26 protein-coding genes are annotated in these 26,568 nt (G+C 66.6%); 13 read left to right on the forward strand and 13 right to left on the reverse strand.

All coding sequences use genetic code 11. The features are described from left to right. Positions 1-116: 116 nt before the first annotated feature. Positions 117-773 (reverse strand): glutathione S-transferase family protein, encoded by a 657-nt coding sequence (locus tag AC1ROX_RS28155; RefSeq protein WP_493131587.1) that lies wholly within the window; start codon positions 771-773, stop codon positions 117-119. A gap of 81 nt (positions 774-854) precedes the next feature. On the opposite strand from AC1ROX_RS28155, the gene AC1ROX_RS28160 reads away from it, so the two are divergent. Together AC1ROX_RS28160 and scpA are read left to right on the forward strand one after the other, a co-directional pair. After that, positions 855-2,066 carry a polyhydroxyalkanoate depolymerase gene (locus tag AC1ROX_RS28160; RefSeq protein WP_493131589.1) on the forward strand — a complete coding sequence of 404 codons (1,212 nt, stop codon included), beginning with the start codon at positions 855-857 and terminating at the stop codon, positions 2,064-2,066. Between the two features lie 62 nt (positions 2,067-2,128). Further along, entirely contained in the window at positions 2,129-4,285 is a 2,157-nt protein-coding gene (gene scpA, locus AC1ROX_RS28165) for a methylmalonyl-CoA mutase (RefSeq protein WP_493131591.1), read from the forward strand. Between the two features lie 97 nt (positions 4,286-4,382). Here scpA and AC1ROX_RS28170 read toward each other — a convergent pair whose 3' ends face one another. Next, positions 4,383-5,204, reverse strand: coding sequence for a DUF3108 domain-containing protein (locus AC1ROX_RS28170; RefSeq protein WP_493131594.1), 822 nt, complete (start codon positions 5,202-5,204; stop codon positions 4,383-4,385). Between the two features lie 106 nt (positions 5,205-5,310). Here AC1ROX_RS28170 and AC1ROX_RS28175 point away from each other — a divergent pair, with 106 nt between their 5' ends. The 5 genes from AC1ROX_RS28175 to rpmB all read left to right on the forward strand — a co-directional run bounded on the left by AC1ROX_RS28175 (position 5,311) and on the right by rpmB (position 10,197). Continuing rightward, the gene (locus tag AC1ROX_RS28175; RefSeq protein ID WP_493131596.1) at positions 5,311-7,179 is read left to right on the forward strand and encodes an ABCB family ABC transporter ATP-binding protein/permease; all 1,869 of its coding nucleotides are present in this window, start codon (positions 5,311-5,313) and stop codon (positions 7,177-7,179) included. Next, positions 7,166-8,329, forward strand: coding sequence for an MFS transporter (locus AC1ROX_RS28180; RefSeq protein WP_493131598.1), 1,164 nt, complete (start codon positions 7,166-7,168; stop codon positions 8,327-8,329). Before AC1ROX_RS28175 ends, AC1ROX_RS28180 begins: the two co-directional genes overlap by 14 nt. A 15-nt stretch (positions 8,330-8,344) precedes the next feature. After that, complete coding sequence (meaB, locus tag AC1ROX_RS28185) at positions 8,345-9,343, forward strand: methylmalonyl Co-A mutase-associated GTPase MeaB (protein WP_493131600.1); 999 nt, start codon at positions 8,345-8,347, stop codon at positions 9,341-9,343. Then, complete coding sequence (locus tag AC1ROX_RS28190) at positions 9,333-9,815, forward strand: YcgN family cysteine cluster protein (protein WP_493131602.1); 483 nt, start codon at positions 9,333-9,335, stop codon at positions 9,813-9,815. Before meaB ends, AC1ROX_RS28190 begins: the two co-directional genes overlap by 11 nt. Positions 9,816-9,888: 73 nt before the next feature. Beyond that, positions 9,889-10,197, forward strand: a complete 309-nt coding sequence (gene rpmB / locus AC1ROX_RS28195; RefSeq protein WP_493131604.1) for a 50S ribosomal protein L28 — start codon at positions 9,889-9,891, stop codon at positions 10,195-10,197. Positions 10,198-10,294: 97 nt separating this feature from the next. On the opposite strand, the gene AC1ROX_RS28200 is transcribed toward rpmB, so the two are convergent. The 4 genes from AC1ROX_RS28200 to AC1ROX_RS28215 all read right to left on the reverse strand — a co-directional run bounded on the left by AC1ROX_RS28200 (position 10,295) and on the right by AC1ROX_RS28215 (position 15,080). Then, on the reverse strand, positions 10,295-11,293 hold the full coding sequence (locus AC1ROX_RS28200) for an esterase-like activity of phytase family protein (RefSeq protein ID WP_493131606.1): 999 nt from the start codon (positions 11,291-11,293) through the stop codon (positions 10,295-10,297). Positions 11,294-11,478: 185 nt separating this feature from the next. Then, on the reverse strand, positions 11,479-13,395 hold the full coding sequence (gene cobT / locus AC1ROX_RS28205) for a cobaltochelatase subunit CobT (protein ID WP_493131608.1): 1,917 nt from the start codon (positions 13,393-13,395) through the stop codon (positions 11,479-11,481). Positions 13,396-13,413: 18 nt separating this feature from the next. Further along, positions 13,414-14,418, reverse strand: coding sequence for a cobaltochelatase subunit CobS (cobS, locus tag AC1ROX_RS28210; protein ID WP_493131610.1), 1,005 nt, complete (start codon positions 14,416-14,418; stop codon positions 13,414-13,416). 113 nt (positions 14,419-14,531) lie between these two features. Further along, positions 14,532-15,080 (reverse strand): J domain-containing protein, encoded by a 549-nt coding sequence (locus AC1ROX_RS28215; protein ID WP_493131612.1) that lies wholly within the window; start codon positions 15,078-15,080, stop codon positions 14,532-14,534. 79 nt (positions 15,081-15,159) lie between these two features. Here AC1ROX_RS28215 and AC1ROX_RS28220 point away from each other — a divergent pair, with 79 nt between their 5' ends. Further along, positions 15,160-15,441: a BolA family protein gene (locus AC1ROX_RS28220; RefSeq protein ID WP_493131614.1), complete on the forward strand. Its 282-nt coding sequence runs from the start codon at positions 15,160-15,162 to the stop codon at positions 15,439-15,441. A gap of 124 nt (positions 15,442-15,565) precedes the next feature. Here the strand turns inward: AC1ROX_RS28220 and AC1ROX_RS28225 are convergent, their stop codons facing one another. The 4 genes from AC1ROX_RS28225 to AC1ROX_RS28240 are packed head-to-tail and all read right to left on the reverse strand — an operon-like array spanning position 15,566 to position 19,248. After that, the gene (locus AC1ROX_RS28225; protein ID WP_493131616.1) at positions 15,566-16,219 is read right to left on the reverse strand and encodes a DUF2889 domain-containing protein; all 654 of its coding nucleotides are present in this window, start codon (positions 16,217-16,219) and stop codon (positions 15,566-15,568) included. 28 nt (positions 16,220-16,247) lie between these two features. Beyond that, positions 16,248-17,552, reverse strand: coding sequence for an HlyC/CorC family transporter (locus tag AC1ROX_RS28230; protein ID WP_493131617.1), 1,305 nt, complete (start codon positions 17,550-17,552; stop codon positions 16,248-16,250). A gap of 8 nt (positions 17,553-17,560) precedes the next feature. Continuing rightward, entirely contained in the window at positions 17,561-18,688 is a 1,128-nt protein-coding gene (gene aroB / locus AC1ROX_RS28235) for a 3-dehydroquinate synthase (protein ID WP_493131619.1), read from the reverse strand. Further along, positions 18,685-19,248 (reverse strand): shikimate kinase, encoded by a 564-nt coding sequence (locus AC1ROX_RS28240; RefSeq protein ID WP_493131621.1) that lies wholly within the window; start codon positions 19,246-19,248, stop codon positions 18,685-18,687. Before AC1ROX_RS28240 ends, aroB begins: the two co-directional genes overlap by 4 nt. Positions 19,249-19,263: 15 nt before the next feature. On the opposite strand from AC1ROX_RS28240, the gene AC1ROX_RS28245 reads away from it, so the two are divergent. The 4 genes from AC1ROX_RS28245 to AC1ROX_RS28260 are packed head-to-tail and all read left to right on the forward strand — an operon-like array spanning position 19,264 to position 22,517. Next, positions 19,264-19,551: a hypothetical protein gene (locus AC1ROX_RS28245; protein ID WP_493131623.1), complete on the forward strand. Its 288-nt coding sequence runs from the start codon at positions 19,264-19,266 to the stop codon at positions 19,549-19,551. A gap of 15 nt (positions 19,552-19,566) precedes the next feature. Beyond that, on the forward strand, positions 19,567-20,508 hold the full coding sequence (locus AC1ROX_RS28250) for a site-specific tyrosine recombinase XerD (RefSeq protein ID WP_493131625.1): 942 nt from the start codon (positions 19,567-19,569) through the stop codon (positions 20,506-20,508). A gap of 33 nt (positions 20,509-20,541) precedes the next feature. Next, positions 20,542-21,495, forward strand: coding sequence for an acetyl-CoA carboxylase carboxyltransferase subunit alpha (locus AC1ROX_RS28255; protein WP_493131627.1), 954 nt, complete (start codon positions 20,542-20,544; stop codon positions 21,493-21,495). A gap of 5 nt (positions 21,496-21,500) precedes the next feature. Continuing rightward, positions 21,501-22,517 carry an LLM class flavin-dependent oxidoreductase gene (locus tag AC1ROX_RS28260; protein WP_493131629.1) on the forward strand — a complete coding sequence of 339 codons (1,017 nt, stop codon included), beginning with the start codon at positions 21,501-21,503 and terminating at the stop codon, positions 22,515-22,517. A 71-nt stretch (positions 22,518-22,588) separates the two neighbouring features. Here the strand turns inward: AC1ROX_RS28260 and AC1ROX_RS28265 are convergent, their stop codons facing one another. Both AC1ROX_RS28265 and AC1ROX_RS28270 read right to left on the reverse strand, forming a co-directional pair. Further along, positions 22,589-23,875 carry a tetratricopeptide repeat protein gene (locus AC1ROX_RS28265; RefSeq protein WP_493131631.1) on the reverse strand — a complete coding sequence of 429 codons (1,287 nt, stop codon included), beginning with the start codon at positions 23,873-23,875 and terminating at the stop codon, positions 22,589-22,591. Further along, positions 23,875-24,522 carry a TIGR02466 family protein gene (locus tag AC1ROX_RS28270; RefSeq protein ID WP_493131634.1) on the reverse strand — a complete coding sequence of 216 codons (648 nt, stop codon included), beginning with the start codon at positions 24,520-24,522 and terminating at the stop codon, positions 23,875-23,877. The genes AC1ROX_RS28265 and AC1ROX_RS28270 overlap by 1 nt, the downstream gene beginning before the upstream one ends. An 86-nt stretch (positions 24,523-24,608) precedes the next feature. Between AC1ROX_RS28270 and AC1ROX_RS28275 the strand changes: the two genes are divergently transcribed. Continuing rightward, complete coding sequence (locus AC1ROX_RS28275) at positions 24,609-25,505, forward strand: TauD/TfdA dioxygenase family protein (protein WP_493131636.1); 897 nt, start codon at positions 24,609-24,611, stop codon at positions 25,503-25,505. Between the two features lie 44 nt (positions 25,506-25,549). Here AC1ROX_RS28275 and AC1ROX_RS28280 read toward each other — a convergent pair whose 3' ends face one another. Continuing rightward, positions 25,550-26,404, reverse strand: coding sequence for a glyoxalase superfamily protein (locus AC1ROX_RS28280; protein ID WP_493131638.1), 855 nt, complete (start codon positions 26,402-26,404; stop codon positions 25,550-25,552). Between the last annotated feature and the right edge of the window lie 164 nt (positions 26,405-26,568).

Genomic DNA, 26,568 nt, shown 5'->3' on the forward strand with positions numbered 1-26,568 from the left:
GTCCAACCTCGGTGAAAAAGCATGCCTGCGCCCAAGAATGTGTTGTTGATCGTCGTCGACCAGTGGCGCGTTCAAGAAGAGAAGACGCGCCACTGGAGTGGCGCGCCCCCAGCAGCTTAGAACTCGACGTCCAACTCCTCGACTTCCTCGGGCTCGGACTTGGCGGCCGCCGTCCATTCGAGCAGGGCCGGGAAGCGCAGCATCAGGTCGCGGTAGCCGGCCGAGGCCGGGTCGAGCTTCACGTTATAGGTCTGGAAGCGGGTGCAGACAGGGGCGTACATGGCGTCGGCCATGGTCGGCGTCTTGCCGAACAGGTAGGGCCCGCCATACGTCTGCAGGCACTCGCGCCAGATCGTGGTCACCCGCTCGATGTCGGCCTGCGCGCCGCCCCACACCTTGAAACTTTCGTGACGCACCTTGAGGTTCATCGGCAGCGCCGAGCGCAGGTTGGCGAAACCCGAATGCATCTCGCCGCACACCGCGCGGCAATGGGCGCGCGCCGCCGGATCGGTCGGCAGGAGGCCGGCATCCGGCTTGGTTTCGTTCAGATATTCGGCGATGGCCAGCGTGTCCCAGACCTTGACCGCACCGTGCTCCAGCGAGGGCACGAGGAACGACGGCGACAGCAGCAGCAGTTCAGCGCGGGTGGAGGGATCGTCCCAGGGCGCGACTCGCTCTTCGAAATCCAGGCCGGCAATTCGACACAGGAGAAAACCTCTGAGTGACCAAGAGGAATAGTTCTTGCTACTGATGGTGAGCGAGGCCTCGGCCATGGACTCCACCCCTCCCCGGTTGGTGGGTTGTCTGTATCTTAGGTGCCCGCACAAATGCAAATTCCGAGCCGGTCGCCCCTCATGCTTTACGCGATGTACCAGACCGCCGCCGATATGATGCTCCCGGTCCGTGTGTGGGCCACAGCGGCGGGCCAAACCCTCAACGGGGGCGGCAGTTCGAGACCGGAGAGCTGGCGGGCCGCCAGCGCGCTCTGCGAGATGACGACGCGGGCCACGCTCACCCACAAGCGTCCCGCCTTCGGCATTCCCGAGGTGAAGTACGGCAACCAGATGGTGGCGGTGCGCGAGGAGGAGGTTTTCTCGACGCCCTTCGGCACGCTTTTGCGCTTCGCCAAGGTGGGCGTCCCGCCGCAGCCCAAGGTCCTGCTGGTCGCGCCTCTTTCAGGGCATTTCGCGACCCTGTTGCGCGATACCGTGCGCGTTCTGTTGCCCGACCATGACGTCCATATTACCGACTGGGCCAATGCCCGCGACGTCGGCATCTGGAACGGCCGCTTCGGCTTCGACGAGTATGTCGAGCACCTGATCCAGTTCCTCGAAGTGATGGGCCCCGGCGCCCACGTCATCGCCGTGTGCCAGCCCTGCGTCCAGGCGCTGGCGGCGGTGGCGATCATGGCCGAGGACGACAATCCGGCGCAGCCCGCCAGCATGACCCTGATGGCGGGTCCCATCGACACCCGCATCAGCCCGACCAAGGTCAACGAGCTGGCGATGGGCAAGCCCATCGAATGGTTCGAGCAGAACCTGATCCACCGCGTGCCGCTGCGTTATCCCGGTGCCACGCGGCGCGTCTATCCCGGCTTCATCCAGCTTACCGCCTTCATGAGCATGAACGCCGAGCGCCACATCAAGGCGCAGGTCGATCTCTACAACCACCTTGCCAAGGGCGAGACCGAGCAGGCTGCCACCATCAAGGCCTTCTACGACGAATACTTCGCCGTGCTCGATATGGCGGCAGAGTTTTATCTGGAGACCGTGCAGTGGGTGTTCCAGGAGCACCGGCTGCCCAAGGGCGAGCTCGACTACAAGGGAAGGCGGGTCAACCCCAAGGCGATCCGCAAGACCGCCCTGTTCACGATCGAGGGCGAGCGCGACGATATCTGCGCCCTGGGCCAGACCGTGGCCGCCCACGACCTCTGTTCCAGCCTGCGGCCCTACCGCAAGAAACACTATATGCAGGCCGGCGTCGGCCATTACGGCGTGTTCAGCGGCCGCCGCTGGGCGACCCAGATCTATCCCTTGGTGCGAAACACGATTTTGGCCAACGAATAAAGAGGGCCTGGCCAACGAATAGCGGGTCTTTTCTGGCCGGAAATCCGCAGTACATTGTGGGTATGGCCGATTTTCCGAAGAAGACCCTCGCCGACTGGGAAAAGCTCGCAGCGAAGGAACTGCGCGAGCGCCCGATCGATGACCTCACCTGGATGACCCCCGAGGGCATCGCGGTGAAGCCGATCTACACGGCGGCCGATCTCGAGCAGATCGAGACGGTCGGCTCGCTGCCCGGCTTCCCGCCCTTCACGCGCGGCCCCAAGGCCACGATGTACACGGGGCGTCCCTGGACGGTCCGCCAGTATGCCGGCTTCTCGACGGCGGAAGAGAGCAACAAGTTCTATCGCGCCAATCTCGCGGCCGGCCAGATGGGCCTGTCGGTGGCGTTCGATCTCGCCACCCATCGCGGCTACGATTCCGATCATCCGCGCGTCGTCGGCGACGTCGGCAAGGCCGGTGTCGCAATCGATTCCGTCGAGGACATGAAGATCCTGTTCGACGGCATCCCGCTCGACAAGATGAGCGTGTCGATGACGATGAACGGCGCCGTGCTGCCGGTGCTCGCCGGCTACATCGTCGCCGCCGAGGAGCAGGGCGTGCCGCAGGACAAGCTCGCGGGCACGATCCAGAACGACATCCTCAAGGAGTTCATGGTCCGGAACACCTATATCTATCCGCCCGGACCTTCCATGCGCATCGTGGCCGACATCATCGAGCACACCGCGCTCTACATGCCCAAGTTCAACTCGATCTCGATCTCCGGCTATCACATGCAGGAGGCGGGCTCGACGCTTGTTCAAGAGTTGGCATTTACTCTTGCGGATGGACTCGAATATGTCCGCGCCGCCAAGGCCAAGGGCCTCGACATCGACGCCTTCGCGCCGCGCCTCTCGTTCTTCTTCTGCATCGGCATGAACTTCTTCATGGAAGCCGCGAAGCTCCGCGCCGCGCGCTTCCTGTGGGCCGAGCTGATCAAGCCGTTCGAGCCCAAGAAGGCCGATTCGCTGTCGCTGCGCACGCACTGCCAGACCTCGGGCGTCTCGCTCACCGAGAAGGATCCGTACAACAACGTGATCCGCACCGCCTACGAGGCGTTGGCGGCGGTGCTGGGCGGCACGCAGTCGCTGCACACCAACTCGTTCGACGAGGCGATCGCGCTGCCGACGCCGACCTCGGCCCGCATCGCACGCAACACCCAGCTGATCCTCCAGCACGAGACCGGCGTCACCAAGGTCGTCGATCCGCTGGCCGGCAGCTACTACGTCGAATCGCTGACCGCGAGCCTCGTCGCCGAGGCGCGCAAGCTGATCCAGGAAGTCGAGGCGCTGGGCGGCATGACCAAGGCCGTCGAGGCCGGCATGCCCAAGATGCGCATCGAGGAAGCCTCGGCACGCCGCCAGGCCCGCATCGACCGCGGCGAGGAGATCGTGGTCGGCGTGAACAAGTTCCAGCTCAAGGAAGAGCCGCCGATCGACATCCTCGACATCGACAACGACGTCGTGCGCGAGGCCCAGCTCAGCCGCCTGCACAAGATCCGCACGACCCGCGACGAGACCAGGTGCGTCGAAGCGCTCAAGGCACTGGGCGAGGCCGCACGCAACGGCACCGGCAACCTCCTGGGCCTCTCGATCGAGGCGACACGCGCGCGCGCCACCGTGGGCGAGATCTCGTCGGCGCTGGAGGGCGTCTATGGCCGCTACCAGGCCACCATCCGCTCGATCGCCGGCGTCTATGCCGGCGAATGGGAGGGCGACGTCGGGCTGGAGCGTATCCGCACCGACATTGCCGCTTTCGCCGAAGAGGAAGGCCGCCGGCCGCGTCTCATGGTCGTGAAGATGGGCCAGGACGGCCACGATCGCGGCGCCAAGGTGATCGCCACCGCATTCGCGGACCTCGGCTTCGACGTCGATATCGGCCCGCTCTTCCAGACGCCCGAGGAAGCCGCCCGCGCCGCCATCGAAAACGACGTGCACGTGATCGGCATCTCGAGCCAGGCCGCCGGCCACAAGACGCTGGTGCCGCAGCTCATCGAGGAGCTCGCCAAGCAGAACGGCTCGGAAATCATGGTCGTGGTCGGCGGCGTCATTCCCGCCCAGGACTACGACTTCCTGAAGAAGGCGGGCGTCGCCGCGATCTACGGCCCGGGCACCAATATCCCGGCCGCCGCCGCGGAGATCCTGTCGATCCTGCGCCAGCGCGACCAGAAGCGCGCGGCGTAGGGACACGCATTCTCAATGGAGCGCGCAACTCCAGTTGCGCTCAAGATCATGATTGCGCCACTGGAGTGGCGCGCTCCAATGAGGTGCTCAGCTCGTCCTACTTCCGCATCGCCTGGCTTTCTTCCGGCGTCAGGGCACGCTCGCGGAAGCTGAGGATGCGGCCGCGGATCGTGCCGAAGCCGGTCTGGGCTTCGAGCTTGGCGGGATAGCGCATCTGGCTCTGGTCGAGGCGGGCGAACCAGACGCGCATCGGACGTTCGCGCTCGGTCTCGGCTTCCTTGGGTGCCTCGTCGAATTCGCCGGCGATGCGCTTGGTGAAGATCTCGCAGACCAACAGGTCGCCCTGGGCGCCGGGCACCCCGGCCGTCGCCGCGGGCTCGGTCCCGACCTTCTTGACCGTGATGTCGATGCGGCGCTTGCCGTCGTTGCTCTGCACGGTGCGGTCGCAGGCGGCATCGCCCGCGAAGCCGACACTGAGCGCCGCCGAGAGCGGATCGAGCGAACCACGCCGCTGGTCGTCGGTGATGGTGTTCTGCGGCAAGGGCTTGTAGGCCGGATTGTGCTGCTCCTGCATCGTGCCGCCGCCATACTGCGCGACCCAGGTGCGCGGCTTGTCGCCGACGACGATCGACAGCGAGCCGGCGGACGGGCGCGCACCTTGCGTCGAGAAGCCGCCCCAGGCGCGGTTGCGGCCTTCATAATTCATGGTGACCGCCTTCAGGATACCTTCCTTGAAGGTCCGGCTTTCCACGTCGTAACTCGCGCCGTTGAACTTGGCGGTGACGTCGATGCGGAAGCCGGAGAGGCCTGCGAAGGTGATCTCGTAGGCGATGTCGACCTGCCTTGCGTCTTGTGCAGACGCTGCCGCGGGAGCCGCCACGCTCAAGGCAAACGCTGCCAAGGCCTTACGAAATCTCATGAGAGTCCCTTTCTATGAGGGGCTTACTTCGGCCTGCTTGGCACGATAGAAGGCCGTCGCTCCCTTCGCCACCCAACATGGTGGCCCAATAAGGCATTTTTCGTTCATGTCGACGACCGAGAATGACGGCCCTCCCAGGATCGGCGCCTCGCGCAGCTGGGGCGTGATCGGGGTTTTGGCCCGGCATTTGTGGCCAAAAGGTGAAAAGACCCTGCGCATCCGCGTGGTCGTTGCCCTGGTGCTGCTGGTGCTGGCCAAGGTCGTCAACGTCTACGTGCCGATCCTCTACAAGGATGCCGTCGATGCGCTGGGAACGCCGGCCGCCCAGGCGGTTGCCGTGCCGATCGCCCTGATCGCTGCCTACGGTTTTGCCCGTGTCCTGGCGCAGGCTTTCGGGGAGATCCGCGACGCGATTTTCGCCCCCGTCGCCCAGCGGGCGATCCGTAACCTCGCCCTGCAGGTATTCGGCCATCTCCATGCACTGTCTCTGCGGTTCCATCTGGAGCGGCAGACAGGCGGTATCAGCCGCGTCATCGAGCGCGGCACGCAGGGCATGGACTTCCTGATCCGCTTCACGACCTTCAACATCCTGCCCACCCTGTTCGAGATCGTCCTGGTCGGGGCCATCCTGTGGAGCCTCTACGACTGGCGCTTCTCGGTCGTCACGCTCGTCGTGGTCGGCGTCTACATCGCCTTCTCGATCGTCTTCTCGGAATGGCGCATCAAGTTCGTGCGCTCGATGAACGAGGCCGATACCGAGGCCAATGCCAAGGCGATCGACAGCCTGCTGAACTTCGAGACGGTGAAATATTTCGGCAACGAAGCGCACGAGGCGCGGCGCTACGATGTCGGCCGCCGACGCTACGAGGATGCCGCCATCCGCTCGAGCCGCACGCTGTCGCTGCTCAATATCGGCCAGGGCACCATCATCTCGGTCGGCCTCGTCACGGTCATGGCAATGGCGGGCCAGGGCGTGATCGCCGGCACGATGACGATCGGCGACTTCGTCGCGGTCAACGCCTTCCTGATCCAGCTCTACATGCCGCTCAACATGCTGGGCTTCGCCTATCGCGAGATCCGCAACGCCCTCGTCAGCATGGAGAAGATGTTCGGCCTGCTCGACGTGCCGGCCGAGATCGCCGACAGGCCTGAGGCCCCGCCGCTCGCCGTCAGCGGCGGCGAGATCGTGTTCGACCATGTCGACTTCTGCTACGAGCCGACGCGGCCGATCCTGCACGATGTCAGTTTCCGCGTGGCGCCGGGCCATACGGTGGCCATCGTCGGCTCGAGCGGCGCCGGCAAGTCGACGGTCTCGCGCATCCTGTTCCGCTTCTACGATGTCTCGTCGGGCCATGTGCGCATCGACGGCCAGGACATCCGTGAGGTCCAGCAGGCGAGCCTGCGCGCCGCCATCGGCGTCGTGCCGCAGGACACGGTGCTGTTCAACGACACGATCTACTACAACATCTGCTATGGCCGGCCGAACTGTACCCGCGAGCAGGTCGAGGAGGCAGCCAGGCTGGCCCGCATCCACGATTTCATCATGGCCCTGCCGCTGGGCTACGACACGACGGTGGGCGAGCGCGGGCTGAAGCTTTCGGGCGGCGAGAAGCAGCGCGTGGCGATCGCCCGCACCATCCTGAAGAACCCGAGCATCCTGCTGTTCGACGAGGCGACCAGCGCGCTCGACACGCGCACCGAGCAGGAGATCCAGCGCTCGCTGGAAGAGGTGAGCCGCGGCCGCACCACGGTGATGATCGCCCATCGCCTGTCGACCATCATCAATGCCGACGAGATCGTCGTCCTCGATCGTGGCCGTGTCGCCGAGCGCGGCCGCCATGGCGAGCTGCTGGCCCGCGACGGCCTCTATGCCGATATGTGGCGCCGCCAGCAGGAGGCCGCTGCCGAGGCCGAGCGCCGCATCGAGGAGCCGGCGTCCTTGCGCGGCGAGGGGCATCTGCGTGTCGCCGACTAGCACGGAAACGGCGGCGACCGGCCCCTGGCGGTCGCTGGTTCCCGTCTTCGCCGCCTGTGCCGCCATCGGCCTGCAATCCGGCGTCGCGATGCCGCTGGTGCCGCTCGCGCTGGAGCGGCAGGGCGCGGACAAGCTCACCATCGGCATCATCGCCGCCGCCTGGGCGATCGGCATGCTGGTTACCGGGCCGTACATTCCACGGTTGGCAGCACGCTTCGGTGCGGTGCCGTTCATCCTGTCCGCAGTCGTGACCGGCTCGCTGCTCACGGTCGCCTACACGCTGACCACCAGTCCGGTCATCTGGTTCGTGCTTACCCTCCTGCATGGCGCGGTCGGCGGCGTGCCCTGGGTGGTGAGCGAGATCTGGATGAACACCGTCGTGGAGGAGAAGCGCCGCGGCCGGGTCATGGCGGTCTATGCCACCATGATGGCGCTCGGCATGGCGCTGGGCCCCTTCGTGCTGCAGATCGTCGGCGTCTATGGGCCGGCGCCGTTCCTGACCTGCGCCGGGCTCGCGCTGCTGGTCGCCCTGCCGCTGCTGCCCCACTGGAACAAGGCGCCGGCAATCGAGCATCACGAGGACAGCGGCTATGCCCCGATCATCGTGGCCGCTCCGCTCGCCATGCTGGCGGCCTTCGCCGGCGGCCTCGGTGAGCAGGTCGCCTTCAGTTTCCTGCCGGTCTATGCGGTCGGTGCCGGTGTCGCGCCCGAAATCGGCGCGCTGTGGCTCTCGGCCTTCGTGGTGGGCAACGTGGTCATGCAGTGGCCGATCGGCTGGCTGGCCGATCATCTCGACCGGCGCGCCGTGCTGGCGGGCTGCACGCTGGTCAGCGCGGGGCTGGTGATCGGCCTTACCTTCGTGCCGGCCCAGTCGCTCGCCATCGTCGGCGTGATCATGCTGTGGGGCGGCATCTCGTTCGCGATCTATCCGGTGGGCCTGGCGCTGCTCGGCCAGCGCTTCCACGGCGGCGACATCGCCCGCGCGAATACCGCCTTCAGCCTGATCTACATCGTCGGCGGTCTGGTCGGCCGGCCGCTCACGGGGGCGGCAATGGATGCGTTCGACGAACCCGGCCTCGGCTGGACGCTGGGCTTTTTCTACGCGGTCGCGACCCTCGGCGCCTTGCTGGCAATGCGCCGCCGCGGCTGATAAATCTCGCCGCCGATGAGTGCGTCCGCAGCGATTTCCAACGAATCGGCCGATCCGCTTCTCGCGCCCCTGCTGGCAGGGGACCGGCGGGCGCTCGCGCAGGCCATCACCCTGATCGAATCGACGCGCAGCGACCATCGCGCGCGCGCCGATGCGTTGCTGGCCCAGGTGCTGCCGCATACCGGCAAGTCCGTACGGCTGGGCATCACCGGCGTGCCCGGAGTCGGCAAGTCGACCCTGATCGAACGTTTCGGTCTCTCTCTGCTGGAGCGTGGCCGGTCGCTGGCCGTGCTGGCGATCGATCCCTCGTCGAAGCGCGGCGGCGGCTCGATCCTGGGCGACAAGACACGCATGGAAGAGCTGTCGCGGCGTCTTGGCGCCTTCATCCGGCCTTCGCCGGCCGGCATCACCCTGGGCGGCGTCGCCCGGCGCACGCGCGAGACGATGCTGCTGGTGGAGGCGGCGGGCTTCGACACGGTGATCGTCGAGACGGTGGGCGTGGGGCAGTCCGAGACGGCGGTCTCCGACATGGTCGACATGTTCATCGTGCTGCTGCTGCCGGCCGGCGGCGATGACCTGCAAGGCATCAAGCGCGGCGTGATCGAGCTCGCCGACCTCATCGTGGTCAACAAGGCCGACGGCGATCTCAAGGCGACCGCTCAGCGCTCCGCCGCCGACTACCAGCACGCGCTGCGCATGCTGCGCTCCCCGACCGCCGGCTGGACGCCCGAGGTCATGACCGCCTCCGCCCAGGTGGGCGAGGGCGTCGCCGAGATCTGGGACGTGGTCGAGCGCTTCAACGCCGCGGTGGGCGAGAAGGGCATTCAGAAGCGCCGCGCCGAGCAGGCCCGCGCCTGGATGTGGAACGAGGTCGGCGAGACCCTGCTGTCGGAACTGAAGAAGCACCCCGAGGTCCGCCGGCTGGTCGGCGGCCTGGAGCGCGAGGTCGAGGCCGGCCGCCTGACCCCCGCCGCGGCGGCCCGGTCCATGCTACAAGCCTTCCATGGTCGCTAAGTCCTTCATCAAGCGCGCCCGCCGCGCCGCCGAGGCCCAGAAGGAGCCCTTCTGGAAGCGCAAGACCCTTGCCGAGATGAACAAGCAGGAGTGGGAATCGCTCTGCGACGGCTGCGGCATGTGTTGCGTCAACAAGCTGGAATACGAGGGAACGGGCGAACTCGCCCAGACCGACACCTGCTGCAAGTTGCTGGATCCCAAGACCGCGCTCTGCCGGGACTACAAGAACCGCAAGAAGATCGTGCCGGACTGCATCCAGCTCACCCCAAAGGTGGTGGCCAAGATGGATTGGCTCCCAAGGACTTGTGGGTACCGGCTGGTCCACTTCAAGCAGGACCTCTACTGGTGGCACCCCCTGATCTCGGGCGACCCAAACACTGTGCACGAGGCGGGAATCTCGGCCCGGGGCCGGGTCATTCCCGAGGACCAGGTCGAGGATATCAGCGAAAGGATCGTGGACTGGTTCGCTTGACGGGCACCCGTCAGGCCCGTAAAAAGCCGGCCTTCCCGCCCTCCGGCGGGATCGTTTTTTAGCGGATATTGTCATGCCCCGTCGCTGCGCCCTCTCGGGCAAGGCCGTCCAGTACGGCAACAATGTGAGCCACGCGAACAACAAGTCGCGGCGTCGGTTCATGTCGAACCTGCAGATCGCTTCGGTCCTGTCCGATGCCCTGGGTCACGCGGTGCGCCTGCGCCTGACGCCCCGCGGCATCAAGACGATCGAGCACAATGGCGGCATCGACGCCTACCTGCTCGACACGAACGACAGCAAGCTCTCGCCCGAGATGAAGGTGCTGAAGCGCCGCGTCGTGTCGGCCAAGGGCAAGAAGGACGCGAAGAAGGCGGCGGCTTAAGCCTTTTCCTTCTGAGGGGGCAGAGCCGGTCGTTCGTCCTCCGGCGCTCTCGGACATTGCAAAGCAATGTCCTGTCGCTCAACGGGCTGAGCTTCGCTCAGCCCGGAGCTAGTTCGAACAGCATCAGAATATTGCGCTGAAGCGGATTGAAGTTGTCATCCGACATCAGCCAGAGCAGCGTCTCGCCCTTGGCGCCGCGCGTCGCCGCCAGCCCTTCGAGATTATCGACCGCGTAAGGCGAGGCGAGGTGCGCCAGCTCCTCGGCCTTTACCGTCGCGCCGGGCTTGAGCTGGGCAGCATCGAACTTCATCACCCGCACGCGCACCCCGCGCACCATGTCGAAAGCCCGCTCCAGCGTGGCGAACGAGCCATCGGGCAGGACCGTGAGCGCGGTCGGCTTGTAATCCGGGACCGTTGAATAGGCGAAGGGGCTCCAAGCGTAGCGGCCGCTGCCGTCGGGCTTGCCGATCCAGCCCACCACCGTTGCAGGCTTCAGGCTGTATTCCTCGCTGATGGCGATCACCGTGCCGTCGGTCAGGGCCGTCATCGCCTCGATGCCGCCATTGCCCGGCTGTCGGCCGATATCGGCGGGCCCCTCGACGGGGAGCGGCGTCGCCGCGAGCGACGTGTAGCGCCACAGCCTGTGGCGGCGCTCGAAGGCCACTATCCACGATCCATCGGGCAGCAGCGTCATGGCCTCGGCATCGGCCTCGGGCTTGCTGTCGATCGGCTTGCCGTCCAGCCCGCGCAACTGGCCCATGCGGGCATCCGCCAGCCCGACGAGATTGCCTTTGTCATCGAGGCGCGGCGAGGCGATGAGCCAGGCGCCTTCGTCGGAGATCGCGGTGAGGGTGCGGCCGTCCGGCGTGACATGGATATCGGAGAGCCCGCCGAAATTGCGCGAGCTGGCGCGCATCTCGAGGCCGCCGCGCCAGATCAGCTTTCCGACGCGCGTGGCCTTCGGTTCGTCGACCTTGAGCGTGAGCGCCGTGCTTTCGATGGTGACGGGCGTTTCCTGCGCCAGGGCCGGCGGCGGCGTGACGCCGGCGCAGGCCGTGGCAAGCAGGCAGAGAACGAGAAGGAAGCGGTTCGTCACGGGAATTATGGCCTGAGCTAGAAGGCCCGTCGTCTCGACCGGAGCCGAGCGAAGCGAGGCGGAGTGGAGAGACCTTCTCTCCACGATTTGCCGGCATTTGGTGGAGGGAAGGTCTCTCCGCTCCGCACCGCGTGCTCCGGTCGAGACGACGAAGTTTCTCGAACCGGATTCACAATCAGCTCGATCTAGGCCGCACGCTTGCCGGACTTGGTTCCGACCTTGCCGCCACCCTTGCCCGAACCGCGCGCGGCGCGGGTCTCCTTCTTGTCGTCGTCGTCGAACAGCGAGGCGAGCTGCTCCATCATCGTGCCGCCCAACTGGTCGGCGTCGACGATGGTGACGGCGCGGCGGTAGTAGCGCGTGACGTCGTGGCCGATGCCGATGGCGACCAGCTCGACCGGCGAGCGCGTCTCGATCCAGTCGATGACGTCGCGCAGGTGCCGCTCGAGATAGTTGCCCGGATTGACCGACAGGGTGCTGTCGTCGACCGGCGCGCCGTCGGAGATGACCATGAGGATCTTGCGCTCCTCGGGCCGCGGCAGCAGGCGGTTGTGCGCCCACAGGAGCGCCTCGCCGTCGATATTCTCCTTGAGGATGCCCTCGCGCAGCATCAGGCCCAGGTTCTTGCGGGCGCGACGCCACGGCGCATCGGCCGGCTTGTAGATGATGTGGCGCAGGTCGTTGAGGCGACCCGGGTTGGCCGGCTTGCCGGCGGCGAGCCACTGCTCGCGGCTCTGGCCGCCCTTCCAGGCGCGCGTCGTGAAGCCCAGGATCTCGACCTTCACGCCGCAGCGCTCGAGCGTGCGGGCCAGGATGTCGGCGCTCATCGCCGCCACCGTGATCGGCCGGCCGCGCATCGAGCCCGAATTGTCGATCAGCAGCGACACGACGGTGTCGCGGAAGTTGGTGTCGCGCTCGGTCTTGAACGACAGAGCGTGCATCGGATTGGTGACGACGCGGGTGAGGCGCGCGGCGTCGAGGATGCCCTCGTCGAGGTCGAATTCCCAGGCGCGGTTCTGCTGCGCCATCAGGCGGCGCTGCAGGCGGTTGGCCAGTTTGCCGATGACGCCCTGCAGGTGCGCGAGCTGCTGATCGAGGTGGTTGCGCAGGCGGCCGAGCTCCTCGGCGTCGCACAGCGCATCGGCCTCGACGATCTCGTCGAACTTGTTGGAATAGGCGTGATACTGCTGGCCGGCGGGCTCGTTGCTGAGCGCGCCCGGCGGCAGCCACGGACGCTCGGCGCGGCCCGGCTCCTCCTCGTCGCCCGAGCCCATCTGCATCTCGGTCTGGGCCTGGTCGGCGACGGTCTCGGAGGCGTCGTCCTGCTCGGAGGCGTCCTCGGTCTCCTCCCCCTGGGCGCCGTAGCCCTGGGTCTCGCTCGAATCGCTCTGGTCGTCGCCGGTCTCGTTCGACTGGCCGTCGGCGTTCTCCTGGTCCTGCGAGTCCTCGTTGTCGTCGTCCTGCAGGTCGGCCGTCTCGTCGCCGAGCTTCAGGTCGCGGATCAATTGGCGGGCGGCGCGGGCGAAGGATTCCTGGTTGGTGAGCGCTTCGCGCAGCTTCTGGAAGTCGCGGCCGGCGGCGCTCTCGATGTCGGCGCGCCACATGTCGACCATCGCCTTCGCCGACTCCGGCGGCGCGGCGCCGAGGAGCTGCTCGCGGGCGATCAGGCCGATCACGTCGGCGATCGGCGCGTCTTCCTTGTTCTTGATGCGGGCATGGCCGCGCTGGTCGGAGCGCTGGCGCCACAAAGCGGAGAGATTGTCGGCGACGCCGACCATCTTCTTGGCGCCCAGCGCCTCGACGCGGACCTGCTCGACCGCCTCGAAGATCGCGCGCGCCGCCTCGCCGCGCGGGACGCGGCGCAGGTGGGTCTTGCGGTCGTGGTGGCGCAGCTTCAGCGCCATCGAGTCGGCCTCGCCGCGGACGCGGCTCACATCCTCGACCGGCAGATCGCGCGCCGGCACGGTGATGCGGGCTTCCTGGCCCAACAGTGAACCGCCATCGGGAACGAAGGCTACGTTCACATCCTTGCGCGACACCGCCCGCATTGTGGTGGCGGTGACGCGACGAAACTCCTCGAGGGGAGTGGAGTCCTTGGCCATGCGGCCCTCTTTGCTAACTTAGTGCAGCTTGCCGCCCTTGCCGCTGGACGCCGGCAATTCCTTGCCGAAGCAGCGCTGATAATACTCGGCGAGCGTGCTGCGCTCGACCTCGTCGCACTTGTTCAGGAAGGTGAGACGGAAGGCAAAGCCCACGTCGCCTCCGAAGATGCGCGCATTCTCGGCCCAGGTGATCACCGTACGCGGCGACATGACGGTCGAGATGTCGCCGGCGATGAAGCCCGCGCGGGTGAGGTCGGCCAGCGCCACCATGGCGGCGATCGTCTTGCGACCCGCTTCGTTGTCGTAGTGCGGCGTCTTGGCGGCGACGATGTTCACTTCCTGGTCGTGCGGCAGGTAGTTGAGCGTCGTCACGATCGACCAGCGGTCCATCTGGCCCTGGTTGATCTGCTGCGTGCCGTGATAGAGGCCCGTCGTGTCGCCGAGGCCGACCGTATTGGCGGTCGAGAACAGGCGGAACGCCGGATGCGGATGGATGACCTTGTTCTGGTCGAGCAGGGTCAGCTTGCCGTCGACCTCGAGCACGCGCTGGATCACGAACATCACGTCGGCGCGGCCGGCATCGTATTCGTCGAACACCAGCGCCGTCGGGTTCTGCAGCGCCCACGGCAGGATGCCTTCACGGAACTCGGTGACCTGCTTGCCGTCGCGCAGCACGATCGCGTCCTTGCCGATCAGGTCGATACGCGAGATGTGGCTGTCGAGGTTGACGCGCAGGCAGGGCCAGTTGAGGCGCGACGCGACCTGCTCGATGTGGGTCGACTTGCCGGTGCCGTGATAACCCTGGACCATCACACGTCGGTTGTGGGCGAAGCCGGCGAGGATCGCCATCGTCGTGTCGTGATCGAACAGGTAGGCATCGTCGACCTGGGGGACATGCTCGGTCGCCGTGCTGAAAGCCGGGACTTCCATGTCGGTGTCGATGCCGAAAACCTGACGCGCAGAAACCTTGATATCCGGCATGCCCGAGACATTCTGCCGGGCTGCGGTCGTCGTAGAGGCCATCACACGAATTCCTACAAAACAATGCCCGCCAATTGCGGGCAAAAACGATAGTCGCAGGCAGAATTGTGCGCCGCAAGCGGCCAAATGCACGGACAGCCCCAAGCAGGGCTAAATCATTCGGCCGGAAGGTGCTCCGAGGCTCGCAGAGTGGAATAGGCCGCGTTGATTTCCTTAATCTTTTCCTCGGCTTCGCGCGCCCCACCGTTTGCGTCGGGGTGATGGAGCTTCACCAATTCCTTGTAGCGGGATTTCACGACTTTCCGGGTAAGGGGCCATGAAAGTTCGAGGACATCGAGGGCGTTGCGCTCCGCCGGGGTCAGTTGCTCGCTGCCATCGTACTTGGGCGGCGGCTTTTCCCCCAGGCCGGCATCGTCGGCCAGGCCCAGCGGATCCTTGATATGGGCGTAGGGATTGCCGTTCCGGCGGGCCCCCAGCGGCCAGACCGGCCGGCGCCAGGTCGTGTCGGCACGGATATGGGCCTCGATCTGGTCGGAGTCCAAACCGGCGAAATAGTCCCACTTCTTGTTGTAGTCGCGGACATGGTCGAGGCAGAACCAGCGATATTCGTCGAGCTTGTCGCGGGCGCGCGGCGCACGATATTCCCCCTGCAGCCGGCAGCCCGGCGACTCGCAGACGCGCTGGTGCGGCTTCGCACCATCCATTGCCGCCAGTGGGTTCACTCTCCGTCGGGCCATCGGACTAATATGTGTTCAACCAATTGAACCGGCAAGATGAGGCAAGATGATCATGGGCAGGGTGGCGACGGCGATTGACAGCAAGCTTCGGGCGGCCTTCGCGCCGGCGCGTCTGGCCATCGAAGACGAATCCTCGAAGCATCACGGCCATGCCGGTTGGCGCGAGGGCGGCGAGACGCATTTCCGGGTGGAAATCGTGTCGCAGGCCTTCGAGGGCAAAACCCGCGTCGCCCGCCAGCGTCTGGTCTATGCCGCGCTCAAGGACGAACTCGACGCCGGCCTTCATGCGCTGGCCATGGAGACGCTGACGCCGGCGGAAGACAAATAAGGAGTAAGGATCCTTCGCTGCGCTCAGGATGACACGGGTGGTGGGGTTGGCGCAGTGCGCCACTCTCAAAAACGGTGTCATCCCGAGCGTAGCGAGGGATCCTTAAGCTGACGGCGTCTCGCCGTCAGCCTTCCATCTCCACGTCCTTGCCTTCGACGGCGGCGCGGACCGCTTCGGCGTCGGGGCCGGTATAGAAGTGCGGCACCCAGCGCTTGGTGACTTCGCTGTCCGACGCCCAGGTGTGGCAGGTGTCGAGCATGTAGGGCTTGCGCCGCGGCTTGGGCGGGGCGTTGGGATCCTTCGGCGGCAAGGTGCCGGTCTTCTCGCGGTGCGCCCGGTTGAGTTCCTGCGCTTTCTTCGACGACACGGTCTGGAACACCGTCGTCGCGACGGGCCCCAGCAGCTCGACGATATGCGTGCAGCCATGGATGCCGCCCAGCCGCTCGCGCACCGCGCGATGGAAGCCGCCGCCGATGCGCAGGCCGATCAGCTTCTTGAAGGCGGGCGCGATGTCGCCGCACATGCGGTAGGGCGACTTGTCGGTCACCGCCTCGGCGTCGACGATCGTGAACTTGTGGTCGATCGTCAGCCGGATCGACATGTCGTGCACGAAGTCGCCCGGCTGCAGCGGGCCGCGCCACTCGTTGGCGTGCTCGTAGGTCTTCTCGTCGGTGATGCGGCCTTCGATGTCCCACAGCCCGTCGTCACGGAAGAAGCCCTGGCAGACGACGCGGCGCGTATGAAGGTGCTGTCGCCCGACCGGTGGCGATAGCGGCATGGTCGGTCCTCGCAGTGTCAGATGAAGGTCAGTTGCCCGCCTGTATGGCGGCGGGCGGGACGATCCGCAACTCGGCGATGCGGGTGCCCTCGCGCTTCAAAATCTCGAAGCGAAAACCGTAAAATGCATAAACCTGGCCCACTTCGGGGATGCGTCGCGCTTCGTGCAGCACCAGGCCCGCGATGGTCGTGGCGACGTCTTCCGGCAGGCCCCAGCCGAACTCGCGATTGAGGTCGCGGATCGGCACGTCGCCGCGGCAGACCATGCTGCCGTCCTCGCGCCGGGTCACGCCGCGGCGGATGGCGTCGTGCTCGTCCTCGATGTCGCCCACGATCTCCTCGATGATGTCCTCGAGCGTGACGATGCCGCGCAGCGCGCCGTATTCGTCGACCACGATGGCGAAATGCTCGTGCCGTGCGCGAAACGCCTCTAGCTGGTCGAACAGGATCGTCGATTCCGGAATGAACCAGGGCGGGGTCAGGATCGAATCGATCTGCACCGATGCGGGACCGCCGGCCGCCTCGACCGCGCGGAAGAGGTCCTTGGCGTGCATGATGCCGATCACATTGTCGGCCTGGCCGCGATAGAGCGGGATGCGCGTGTAGGGCGCCGCCAGCATCTGCGTCACGATGCTCTCGATCGGCTGCTCGGCATCGATCAGCACGACGCTGCCGCGATGGGTCATGACGTCGCCCACCGTGCGGTCGCCGAGATCGAGCACCGACCTCAGCATCGCCTTCTCGGCCGGTGCGCTGTCGCCGCTCTGGCCCTCGCCGTGCAGTTCGATGGCGCCGCGCAGCGCGTCGCTCTGCTCCTCGGCGTCGGGCGTGCGGTCGGTGCGCACGTTCAGGAGCCTCAGGAAGAAGCGCGAGATCGCCGCCACGCCGCGCGCCATCGGGCCCAGGATGGTCAGCGTCACCATGATCGACGGCGCCAGTGCCAGCGCCACGCGGTCGGCGCGCAGCAGCGCCCAGGTCTTGGGCATGACTTCGGCGAAGATCACGATCAGGACGCCGATGACCAGGGTGGCGTAGACGACGCCCGCCGCGCCGAACAGCGCCGTCAGCACCGCCGTCGACAGCGAGGCGGAGAAGATGTTGACCACGTTGTTGCCCAGCAGGACGGCGCTCACCGTCTCGTCCTTGCGGTCGAGCAGAGCGTTCACGATGACGGCTTTGGGATTTCCCTGCTGGGCGAGGCGATGCATGCGCGGCCGCGAGGCGCCCGTGATCGCCGTCTCCGCCGCCGAGAGATACGCCGCCAGGAACAGGCAGACGACGACGAGGGGAACCGCGATCGAAAGCGGGATGTCGAAGTGCAGCTCGGCGTCCATGCTGCTCCTCAGGCCGCGATGGCGTCGTCGAGCAGGCCGCGCAGGCCCGCCTCGTCGACATCGCGCGTCACGAAGGATTTTCCGATGCCGTGCGCCAGCACGAAGGTGAGCTTGCCGCCCTCGGCCTTCTTGTCGCCGCGCATATGCTCGATCAGCTTCGCCGCGTCCCAGGTGCGGCTGTTGTCGCCGCCGATCGTGCGCAGCCGCACCGGCAGGCCCACGCTCCCGAGATGGCGCCGCACGCGCTCGGCATCGGCTTGCGGGCAGAGGCCGAGCCGGGCCGACAGGTCGAAGGCCATCGCCATGCCGGCGCCGACGGCCTCGCCGTGCAGCAACGCCCCGCCGAAGCCGGTCTCGGCCTCCAGCGCATGGCCGAACGTGTGGCCGAGGTTGAGGAGGGCGCGCAGGTCGGTGGTCTCGCGCTCGTCGGCGGCCACGATGCGCGCCTTGGACAGGCAGCTCTGCTCGATCGCGTAGGTGCGCGCCGCGGCATCGCCCGCCAGCACCTTGGCGCCGTTGGCCTCGCACCAGGTGAAGAAATCCGGATCGTCGATCAGCCCGTATTTCGCAACCTCGGCATAGCCCGCCAGCAACTCGCGGCGCGGCAGCGTGTCGAGCACCGCCGTGTCGGCCATCACCAGGCGCGGCTGGTAGAAGGCGCCGACCAGGTTCTTGCCGTGGCGCGTGTTGATGCCCGTCTTGCCGCCGACCGAGGAATCGACCTGCGCCAGAAGCGTGGTCGGCACCTGGATGAAGTCGACGCCGCGCAACAGGACGGCCGCCGCGAAGCCCGTGAGGTCGCCGACGACGCCGCCGCCCAGCGCCACCAGGGTGGTCTTGCGGTCGGGGCGTCCGTCGAGCAGCTCGTTCATCAGCCGGCCGAAGCTGGCGAAACCCTTGCTGCTCTCACCGGCCGGCACCGTCACCGTGCGGGTCTTGATGCCGGCTTTCTCGAACGAAGCGACGAGGCGCGCGCCGTAGATCGGCTCGACCGTGTCGTCGCTCACGATGGTCACGCGGGGCGCGGCCAGCAGCGGGCGCGAGAGTTCGCCGGCGCGGTCGATCAGGCCGGGGCCGATGGCAATGTCGTACGCGCGACCGGCCAGGTCGACGCGGATGGTGCGGAGCGAGCTCATGCCGTTTGTCCTGTTCTCTCTGCCTGCAGGTACGCGCGGATCGCGTCGATCACCTGCTCGGTCGTGCGGTCCGCCGGCTGGGCGGTCGAATCGACCACGATGTCGGCCTCGGCGTAGATCGGGTAGCGCGCCTGCATGAGCCGCGCGAGAATTTCCTTGGGATCGCCCTGACGCAAGAGCGGTCGATGGGTCCGCTTCTTCACCCGGTCGAACAGCACGTCGAGTTCGGCGCGCAGCCATACGGTCAGCGTCCTGGCCTGCATCAGCGCACGGGTTTCAGGGTCCATATAGGCGCCGCCGCCGGTCGACAGGACACGGGGTGTCTCGTCGAGCAGGCGCGAGATCACGCGGCGCTCACCGGCGCGGAACTCCTGCTCGCCGTACCTCTCGAAGAATTCAGCGATGGTGCAGCCGGCCGCGCGCTCGATCTCATCGTCTGCGTCGACAAACGGGAGGCCGAGTCTGAGCGCCAGTCGTTTGCCGATGGCGCTCTTGCCCGCGCCCATCAGCCCCACGAGGGCCACGGTGCGCGGCAAGGACAGGGGGGAAGAGGCGTCCATGTCGAGCTGCAGCCTATGGATGTCGCCCATAACGCCGCAGGTTTCAAGCGACCGGGCTGTTTGCTGCCGTCTTCGCTCTCGGCAATTGCCGCCTCCACGGCGGGCAGGTACTTTGCCCGCGTCGTGCCCCTGTTCCGTTCCAGAAACCGATTCAGCATGCCTACCCTGCGCCTCGGGCCCGTGCTGATCGTCGCCGTCCTGGCCCTGGCGATTGCCGGGCTGGTGGCCCTTGCGGTTGTGGAACCGCGCCCGCCGCTCAAGCATTTCGAGGTGCCCGTCCCCAATGAGCGTCTCGCTCGCTAGCCGCGCTCACGGCCCGTGAAGCGCAAGCCGCCCTTCAAGCATGTGCGCGAGGCCGAGGCCTTCCTCGAGATGCTGCAGGCCGAGCGCGGCGCCTCGAAGAACACCTTGATCGCCTACGCCGCCGACCTGGCCGATCTCCAGGGCTTCCTGATACGCCGCAAGCAGAGTCCGGCGACGGCCGACGCGACGGCGCTGCGCGCCTACCTGAAGTCGCTCGACTACCTCGGCATGACGCCGCGCACGGTGGCGCGGCGCCTCTCGGTGATGCGCCAGTTCTTCCGCTTTCTGCTGGCCGAACGGCTGCGCGAGGACGATCCGGCCAGCACGCTCGATTCGCCGCGCCTCGGCCGGCCGCTGCCCAAGGTCCTGTCGCGCGAGGAGGTCGACCGCCTGATCGACGCGGCGCGCGCCCGGGACGCCGTCGATGGCGGCCGCATGGCGACCCTGCTGGAGATCCTCTACGCCGCCGGCCTGCGTGTGTCGGAACTGGTGAGCCTGCCTTTGTCCGCCGTCGAACGCGATCCCTCGATGCTGCTGGTTCGCGGCAAGGGCGACAAGGAACGGCTGGTGCCGCTGTCGGATCCGGCGCGGGTGGCGATCATCGCCTGGCTTCACATGCGGGCCGGCCAGTTCGCCGAGGGCGAGACCTCGCGCTTCCTGTTCCCATCGCGCGGCCGCGCCGGACACCTGACGCGCCAGCGTTTCGCGCAGCTCCTGAAGGAAGCAGCGCTGGGTGCCGGTATCGATCCCGCGCGGGTGTCGCCGCACGTGCTGCGCCACGCCTTCGCCAGCCATCTGCTGGCGGGCGGCGCCGACCTGCGCTCGGTCCAGTTGATGCTGGGGCATGCGGATATCGCCACGACGCAGATCTACACGCATGTGCTGGATGAAAAGCTGCGCTCACTGGTCCAGGAGCATCATCCGCTGGCCCGGCGAAAGCGCCGGCCGGCCGGTTGACAGGATTCGGCGACCGGGCGACACCTGCCGACAATGACGACTTACCTCGACTTCGAGAAGCCGATCGCGGAGCTGGAAGGCAAGATCGCCGAGCTTCGGCACCTGCCCAATTCCGGCGACGTCGACATCGCCGAGGAAGTCATGCGCCTGCAGGACAAGGCGCATAAGCAGATTCGTGCGACCTATGCGAAGCTGACGCCGTGGCAGCGGGTGCAGGTCGCCCGCCATGCCGAGCGGCCGCACGCCCAGGCCTATATCGACCGGCTGATCACCGACTACACGCCGCTGGCCGGCGACCGCGCCTTCGGCGAGGACGCCGCCATCGTGGGCGGCATGGGCCGCCTGCAGGGCCGCAGCATCGTCGTGCTGGGCCAGCAGAAGGGCGACGACACCGATTCGCGCATCAAGCACAATTTCGGCATGGCGCGGCCCGAGGGCTACCGCAAGGCGCAGCGCCTGATGCGGCTCGCCGACCGGTTCAGGCTGCCGGTGCTGACCCTGGTCGACACGCCCGGCGCCTATCCCGGCATCGAGGCCGAGGCGCGCGGCCAGGCGGAAGCCATCGCCAGCTCGATCGAGACCTGCCTGGGGCTGGGCGTGCCGCTGGTCAGCGTGGTGATCGGCGAGGGCGGTTCGGGCGGTGCGCTCGCCATCGCCTCGTCGGACCGCGTCTACATGCTGGAGAATTCGGTCTACTCGGTGATCACGCCGGAAGGCTGCGCCTCGATCCTGTGGCGCAACAACGCCAATGCGCAGGATGCCGCCGAGGCGATGAAGGTCACCGCGGCCGACCTGAAGAAGCTCGAAGTGATCGACGACGTGATCCCCGAGCCGATGGGCGGCGCCCATCGCGCGCCCGACGAGACGATCGACGTGGTGGGCCGCGTCGTCGGCGAGGCCATCGCCGAGTTGTCGAAGCTCGATGGCAATACGCTGCGCGAGCGTCGCCAGGACAAGTTCCTGGCGATGGGCAAGAAGGGCCTCTGACTTCCTTGTCGCTGCGTCTCAGCGTTCTCGACCAGTCGCCGATCCGCAAGGGGGGCACGCCGGCCGAAGCCGTGCGCGACACGCTGGAGCTGGCGCAACTCTGCGACCGGCTGGGCTATCATCGATACTGGCTGGCCGAGCATCACAGCAGCGAGGCGCTGGCCGGTTCGACGCCTGAAGTCCTGATCACGCGGGTCGCGGGCCTCACCGAGCGCATGCGCATCGGATCGGGCGGCGTGATGCTGCCGCACTACAGCGCCTTCAAGGTGGCGGAGAATTTCCGCATGCTGGAGACGTTGTTCCCCGGCCGCATCGACGTCGGTGTCGGCCGCGCGCCCGGCAGCGACCAGCACACCATGCGCATCCTGGCCGACGGCAAGCCCAACTGGAGCAACGCCGACAAGTATCCCTACCAGGTGCGCGATCTCGTGGCCTGGCTGCACGATGCGCTGCCGCTCAATCACGAGGGCACCGGAATCGTGGCGCAGCCGAGCGGCGAGACGGCGCCCGATGTGTGGCTGCTGGGCTCGAGCGACGACAGTGCTGCACTGGCGGCGCATTTCGGCCTGCCGTTCTGCTTCGCCCACTTCATCAATCCCGATGGCGGCGATGGCGTGACCCGCGCCTATCGCGCGCACTTCAAGCCCTCGTCGCTGCACGCCAAGCCGATGCCGATGATGGCGATCTCGGTCCTGTGCGCGGAGACCGACGAGGAGGCCGACCTTCTGTCCCGCAGCCGCGAGGTCTGGGCGATGCGCCTCAGGACGCTCGGCAATCCCGGCCCCGTGCCGTCGGTCGAGGAAGCACTGGAGGCCGCCAAGCAGCCTGGCGCCGAACGCTGGCTGCCGGCCTTGCGCCGCCGTTCGGTGGTCGGCTCGCCCAAGACCGTCCGCGCCGGCCTCGAACGCCACGCCGCCGCCTACGAGGTCGACGAGATCATGGCGGTCACGATCTGCTACGACTTCGAGAAGCGGAAGCGGTCGTATGAGCTGCTGGCGGAAGAGTTCGGGTTAAGCGCGTAGCGTCTCAACGGAGCGCGCCACTCCAGTGGCGCTCATGATCATGATTGCGCCACTGGAGTGGCGCGCTCCAATCAAAGCCCCGCCAGCGGGAACCCCTTGCCCTTGCCGTTCTGCGGCCGGCGCTTCTCGATCATCGCGCGGGCCTCGCTCGCGCGGCCGGCTTTCACCATCGCCGAGGTCACGACATATTCGAGCAGGTCGCGTTGCGCGCGGCTGCCGCCCAGGCGTTCGTGCGTGGCGAGCAACGGTTCGATCTCAGCGATCGCGCGCGTCCAGTCGCCCTGCGCATAGGCTTCGAAGCCGCGCGCCATCGGCTGCAGCATGTCGGCGGTGGCGCCGCGCGGGCTCTCGATGAACTTCGCGAGTGCTGCACTGTCGCCGGCCATCGCGTAGGCCAGCACCGTGTGCATATCGACGAAGCCGAGGCCGGGCCGCCCGAACCACTTGGTGCTGTAGTCCGCCAGCTCGCGCCACCGCGCGGCCTGCCGCGGTTCACCCGCCATCTCGGCGCGCGCGAGGAAGGCGGCGCAATCGGTCGCGACGTTGATCTGCGGGCCCCAGGCGACGGCGGGGCTCAGCGCCTCGTCGTAGATGCGCCAGGCATCGTCCCTGCGGCCGGTCTCCATCGACCACAGCGCAAGGTGCCAGCTGTTGTGGACGTGCATCAGCCCGTCGCGCGAATAGTCCTTCATCCACTCCGTCAGGAAGGCGAGGCCGGTCTCGCGCTCGCCCAGCTCGTAGAACAGATGCCCGCGGATGTGCGCCGCATGGGCGCTCTTCGGAAAGGCTTCCAGCGCCGCATCGATGTTGCGCTGGCCATCGTCGAGCTTCTGCAGCTCGATCTGCGCGAAGGCGAGTTGCGTGCGGTACCACCAGTCGTCGCCGTAGTGCTTCTCGAACGGTTCGAGAAGTGCCAGCTGGTCGACCTCGCGGCCGGCCTTGCCGGAGAAGCCGATCAGGCCGAACACGCTGGTCGCGGGTGCGAGCGCCATGGCGTCGCGCGGCCATTCCTTCATGTGCACGTGGATCGCATCGAGCGCGGCGGCGCCTTGGCCGGTCAGGATCTTCTCGAAGATCGCGATCTGGCTCTGCTCGCGCGGACTCGCGCCGGCGGCCAGTTCCTTGGCGCGTGCGAGCGGCGCCTTGGCCTCATGGCCACGGCCCAGCAGCTGCTTGGCGCGGGCCAGCGAGATGTGGGCGAGGGCAAAATTCTCGTCGGCCTCGACCGACTTCTGGAAGGCCGTGTCCATGCCGGGCGTGGCGGCCATCAGGCTCTCGACACCCTGTAGGTAAGCGTCGTGGGCCGCGGCGGATTGGGTTCCGAGTTCGTTGCCGTAGCGATCCTGCAGGCTGCTCATCACTTCTCCTTGCCCGCGGTGGGATCCCACATCGGCGAGGCCATGGTCTCGGTGAAATTCTTGAACATCAGGTTGAACGAGATGCTGATCCGCTCGCTCTGCCCGTCGTTGGCCGGCACCGTGTGCTTCAGCCAGGCCGGGAAGATCACCATGCGGCCGTCCTTGCTGGCGGCATTGGCGCCATTGGCGGTGAGGCGCGTGTACTGGCGCGGCTTGGGCATGATCATCGAGGCCTGGCCGCGCGGGTCCTGGAACTGGATCTGCGAGCCGCCGGCCGGGATCGACACGTAATAGACGCCGCTCAGGTAGTTGTTCGGATGGTGGTGCATCGGATGGTAGGCGCCGGGCGGATTGACGTTCGCCCAGCAGCCGGTGATCGCCATCGGATACTGGTCGATCTGCAGGAAGCGGGCGACGCCGCGGGCCGCGGTCTCGACCAGCTTGGCGAACTCGGCGAAGGCCGGCCGCGTGTGCAGGTCCTGCGGCGTCTGCCAGTTGCTGCCGGCGGGAATCGGTGGACGCGGCTCGATCAGCCGCTCGATCTCGGCCTTCAGTTTCGCATTGAGGCTGGCCGCGGCGGCCGGCTGGAGATCCACGATCCACAAAGGGGTCGGGAAAATCTCCTGCACTTCCTGCTTCTCGATCATGTCAGCCAATATATCCGGCGATTGCCCGATTGTCCGTTAGGTGATCCAATCGGCCGCATAATCAAAGGCTAGGGAGAAAACAACCGATGCCCGTGTCGATCCATGCCGTGACGCCCGACTTCGTGGCCGAAGTGGGCGACGTCGCCCTGAACAAGGTTTCGCGCGAGGACCTCGCCGCCATCCGCGAGGCGTTCACCAAGTATGCCGTGCTGGTCTTCCCCGACCAGGAATTCGAGGACGACAGCCAGCTCGATTTCGCGCGCAACTTCGGTCCGCTCGAGACGACGGTCTTCATGGCGCGCAAGGGCCACAAGCTGCGCCTTCACGAGAACATGGCCGATGTCGGCAATCTCGACGCCGAGAATCGCATCCTGGAGGCCAACAACCGCCAGCGGCTCTACAATCTCGGCAACCGTCTCTGGCACACCGATTCCTCGTTCAAGCGCCTGCCGGCCTATTGCTCGATGCTGCATGCCCGCTCGATCCCGCCGATCGGCGGCCACACCGAGTTCGCCGATATGCGCGCCGCCTACGACGCGCTGCCCGACAGCACCAAGCAGCGCATCGCGGGGCTGGTCGCCGAACATTCGATCATGACCTCGCGCGCCAAGCTCGGCTTCAAGGACTTCGACGAGAGCGAGCGTGAGGCCTTCGCGCCGGTGCCGCAGGTGCTGGTGCGCCGCCTGCAGGATTCCGGCCGCATGAGCCTCTATATCGCCAGCCACGCCGGCGCGATCCGCGGCATGGCCGACGACGAGGCCCGCCAGCTTATCGACGAACTCACCGCGCACGCCACGCAACGCCAGTTCGTGCACTCGCACCGCTGGCGCGAGAAGGACCTGGTGATCTGGGACGATCGCTGCACCATGCATCGCGGCATGGAGTTCGACGACCAGCGCTACAAGCGCGATATGCGCCGCGCCACCGTCTCCGACGTCGCTCCCACCTGCGAACAGATGGGCCTGGCCGTCGCCGCGGAGTAGGTTGGAGGGTGAGCGGGAAGGGACTTCCCACTCTCCCTTTCCGCTCATTCACTCAAGTCGACGACTTTCGAGAAATCGAGGTTCTGCGGCTTGATCCATCCCATCTCGTGCGGGCCGTTCTCGCGGGATTCTCCGGTTAGTGGAACGGTGCCGTCGACAGCGGCGAGTTCGAACGCTTCGGCCCATACGCTGCCGGCTCCCTTCAGGAAGAAGCCGAAGGCGAGGGACGTGCCCTCCACCGGTACGTCGAGGACGATGCGACGTGCCGTCCAGCCATTGTCGCCGAACAGCCATCCATCAGGATGATTTTGCAGGTTGTCGAAGGCCAGTGAGTGCCCAGCCGCCTTGTCGACGCGCGCCCAGAGTGTCGCGCCGTGGGAAATCCGTTCTGTCGCAAGATTCGCGCGAATCTCGATACGTTTGCCGTGATAGGGAATCGCTGAGACGGTCTGCATCAGCGTACCGAACACGTGCGCCGGGTCGCGATAGCGCGTCGACGCTGCTCTTGTGTAACGGATGAGCGCCGCCCGCCGGCCGGTGCCGCGCGCGTCTTCATCGACGCCGTAGTCGAACTCGGTCGGATGCTCGCTGAGGAAGTCCCAAGACTGAAGTGCTTGCAGGCGACGCGCGTCCGAAGCCTCGGCGCGCTTGATCCGCGCCGAAAGCATATTCCAGTCGTCCAGTCCGAACTGCCTGGCGACGATGTTGAGGCTTTCTCCATGGGAGATATCGATCTTCCTCTCGCGGAGAGAAGATTCGAGGGCTTTCGCCATGCGTTTGGCGTCTCGATAGGTGTGCATTTTTTCCCTGTGACGGGTCGATCCCAAAGGGCCAGTGCTCACGTTGCTGACGGATCGACCTCGCAAGGAAATTGATCGTCGTCTCGATGCTTTCACCATCCCGGAGGGTGTGAGCGGCCGGCAGCATCAGCCTTGGTCGTCAGGATGTTGGCTCGCCTGCCCTCTGTCAACGCCATGTCTCAAAAGGCCGTGGTGGTTGGCGTTCTGAAGAAGGCGAAAGGTCCCTCGCTTACGCTCGGGATGACAATTTTGCTGGGATTTGC

Source organism: Reyranella sp. GW821-FHT14A01, assembly GCF_058803965.1.

What these genes read in the sequence shown, in the direction of transcription:
- AC1ROX_RS28155 (WP_493131587.1), bottom strand. Translation starts at nt 773, where the DNA reads ATGGCCGAGGCCTCGCTCACCATCAGTAGCAAGAACTATTCCTCTTGG.
- AC1ROX_RS28160 (WP_493131589.1), top strand. Translation starts at nt 855, where the DNA reads ATGCTTTACGCGATGTACCAGACCGCCGCCGATATGATGCTCCCGGTC.
- scpA (WP_493131591.1), top strand. Translation starts at nt 2,129, where the DNA reads ATGGCCGATTTTCCGAAGAAGACCCTCGCCGACTGGGAAAAGCTCGCA.
- AC1ROX_RS28170 (WP_493131594.1), bottom strand. Translation starts at nt 5,204, where the DNA reads ATGAGATTTCGTAAGGCCTTGGCAGCGTTTGCCTTGAGCGTGGCGGCT.
- AC1ROX_RS28175 (WP_493131596.1), top strand. Translation starts at nt 5,311, where the DNA reads ATGTCGACGACCGAGAATGACGGCCCTCCCAGGATCGGCGCCTCGCGC.
- meaB (WP_493131600.1), top strand. Translation starts at nt 8,345, where the DNA reads ATGAGTGCGTCCGCAGCGATTTCCAACGAATCGGCCGATCCGCTTCTC.
- AC1ROX_RS28190 (WP_493131602.1), top strand. Translation starts at nt 9,333, where the DNA reads ATGGTCGCTAAGTCCTTCATCAAGCGCGCCCGCCGCGCCGCCGAGGCC.
- rpmB (WP_493131604.1), top strand. Translation starts at nt 9,889, where the DNA reads ATGCCCCGTCGCTGCGCCCTCTCGGGCAAGGCCGTCCAGTACGGCAAC.
- cobT (WP_493131608.1), bottom strand. Translation starts at nt 13,395, where the DNA reads ATGGCCAAGGACTCCACTCCCCTCGAGGAGTTTCGTCGCGTCACCGCC.
- cobS (WP_493131610.1), bottom strand. Translation starts at nt 14,418, where the DNA reads ATGGCCTCTACGACGACCGCAGCCCGGCAGAATGTCTCGGGCATGCCG.
- AC1ROX_RS28215 (WP_493131612.1), bottom strand. Translation starts at nt 15,080, where the DNA reads ATGGATGGTGCGAAGCCGCACCAGCGCGTCTGCGAGTCGCCGGGCTGC.
- AC1ROX_RS28220 (WP_493131614.1), top strand. Translation starts at nt 15,160, where the DNA reads ATGATCATGGGCAGGGTGGCGACGGCGATTGACAGCAAGCTTCGGGCG.
- AC1ROX_RS28225 (WP_493131616.1), bottom strand. Translation starts at nt 16,219, where the DNA reads ATGCCGCTATCGCCACCGGTCGGGCGACAGCACCTTCATACGCGCCGC.
- AC1ROX_RS28230 (WP_493131617.1), bottom strand. Translation starts at nt 17,552, where the DNA reads ATGGACGCCGAGCTGCACTTCGACATCCCGCTTTCGATCGCGGTTCCC.
- aroB (WP_493131619.1), bottom strand. Translation starts at nt 18,688, where the DNA reads ATGAGCTCGCTCCGCACCATCCGCGTCGACCTGGCCGGTCGCGCGTAC.
- AC1ROX_RS28240 (WP_493131621.1), bottom strand. Translation starts at nt 19,248, where the DNA reads ATGGACGCCTCTTCCCCCCTGTCCTTGCCGCGCACCGTGGCCCTCGTG.
- AC1ROX_RS28245 (WP_493131623.1), top strand. Translation starts at nt 19,264, where the DNA reads ATGGATGTCGCCCATAACGCCGCAGGTTTCAAGCGACCGGGCTGTTTG.
- AC1ROX_RS28255 (WP_493131627.1), top strand. Translation starts at nt 20,542, where the DNA reads ATGACGACTTACCTCGACTTCGAGAAGCCGATCGCGGAGCTGGAAGGC.
- AC1ROX_RS28265 (WP_493131631.1), bottom strand. Translation starts at nt 23,875, where the DNA reads ATGAGCAGCCTGCAGGATCGCTACGGCAACGAACTCGGAACCCAATCC.
- AC1ROX_RS28270 (WP_493131634.1), bottom strand. Translation starts at nt 24,522, where the DNA reads ATGATCGAGAAGCAGGAAGTGCAGGAGATTTTCCCGACCCCTTTGTGG.
- AC1ROX_RS28275 (WP_493131636.1), top strand. Translation starts at nt 24,609, where the DNA reads ATGCCCGTGTCGATCCATGCCGTGACGCCCGACTTCGTGGCCGAAGTG.
- AC1ROX_RS28280 (WP_493131638.1), bottom strand. Translation starts at nt 26,404, where the DNA reads ATGGTGAAAGCATCGAGACGACGATCAATTTCCTTGCGAGGTCGATCC.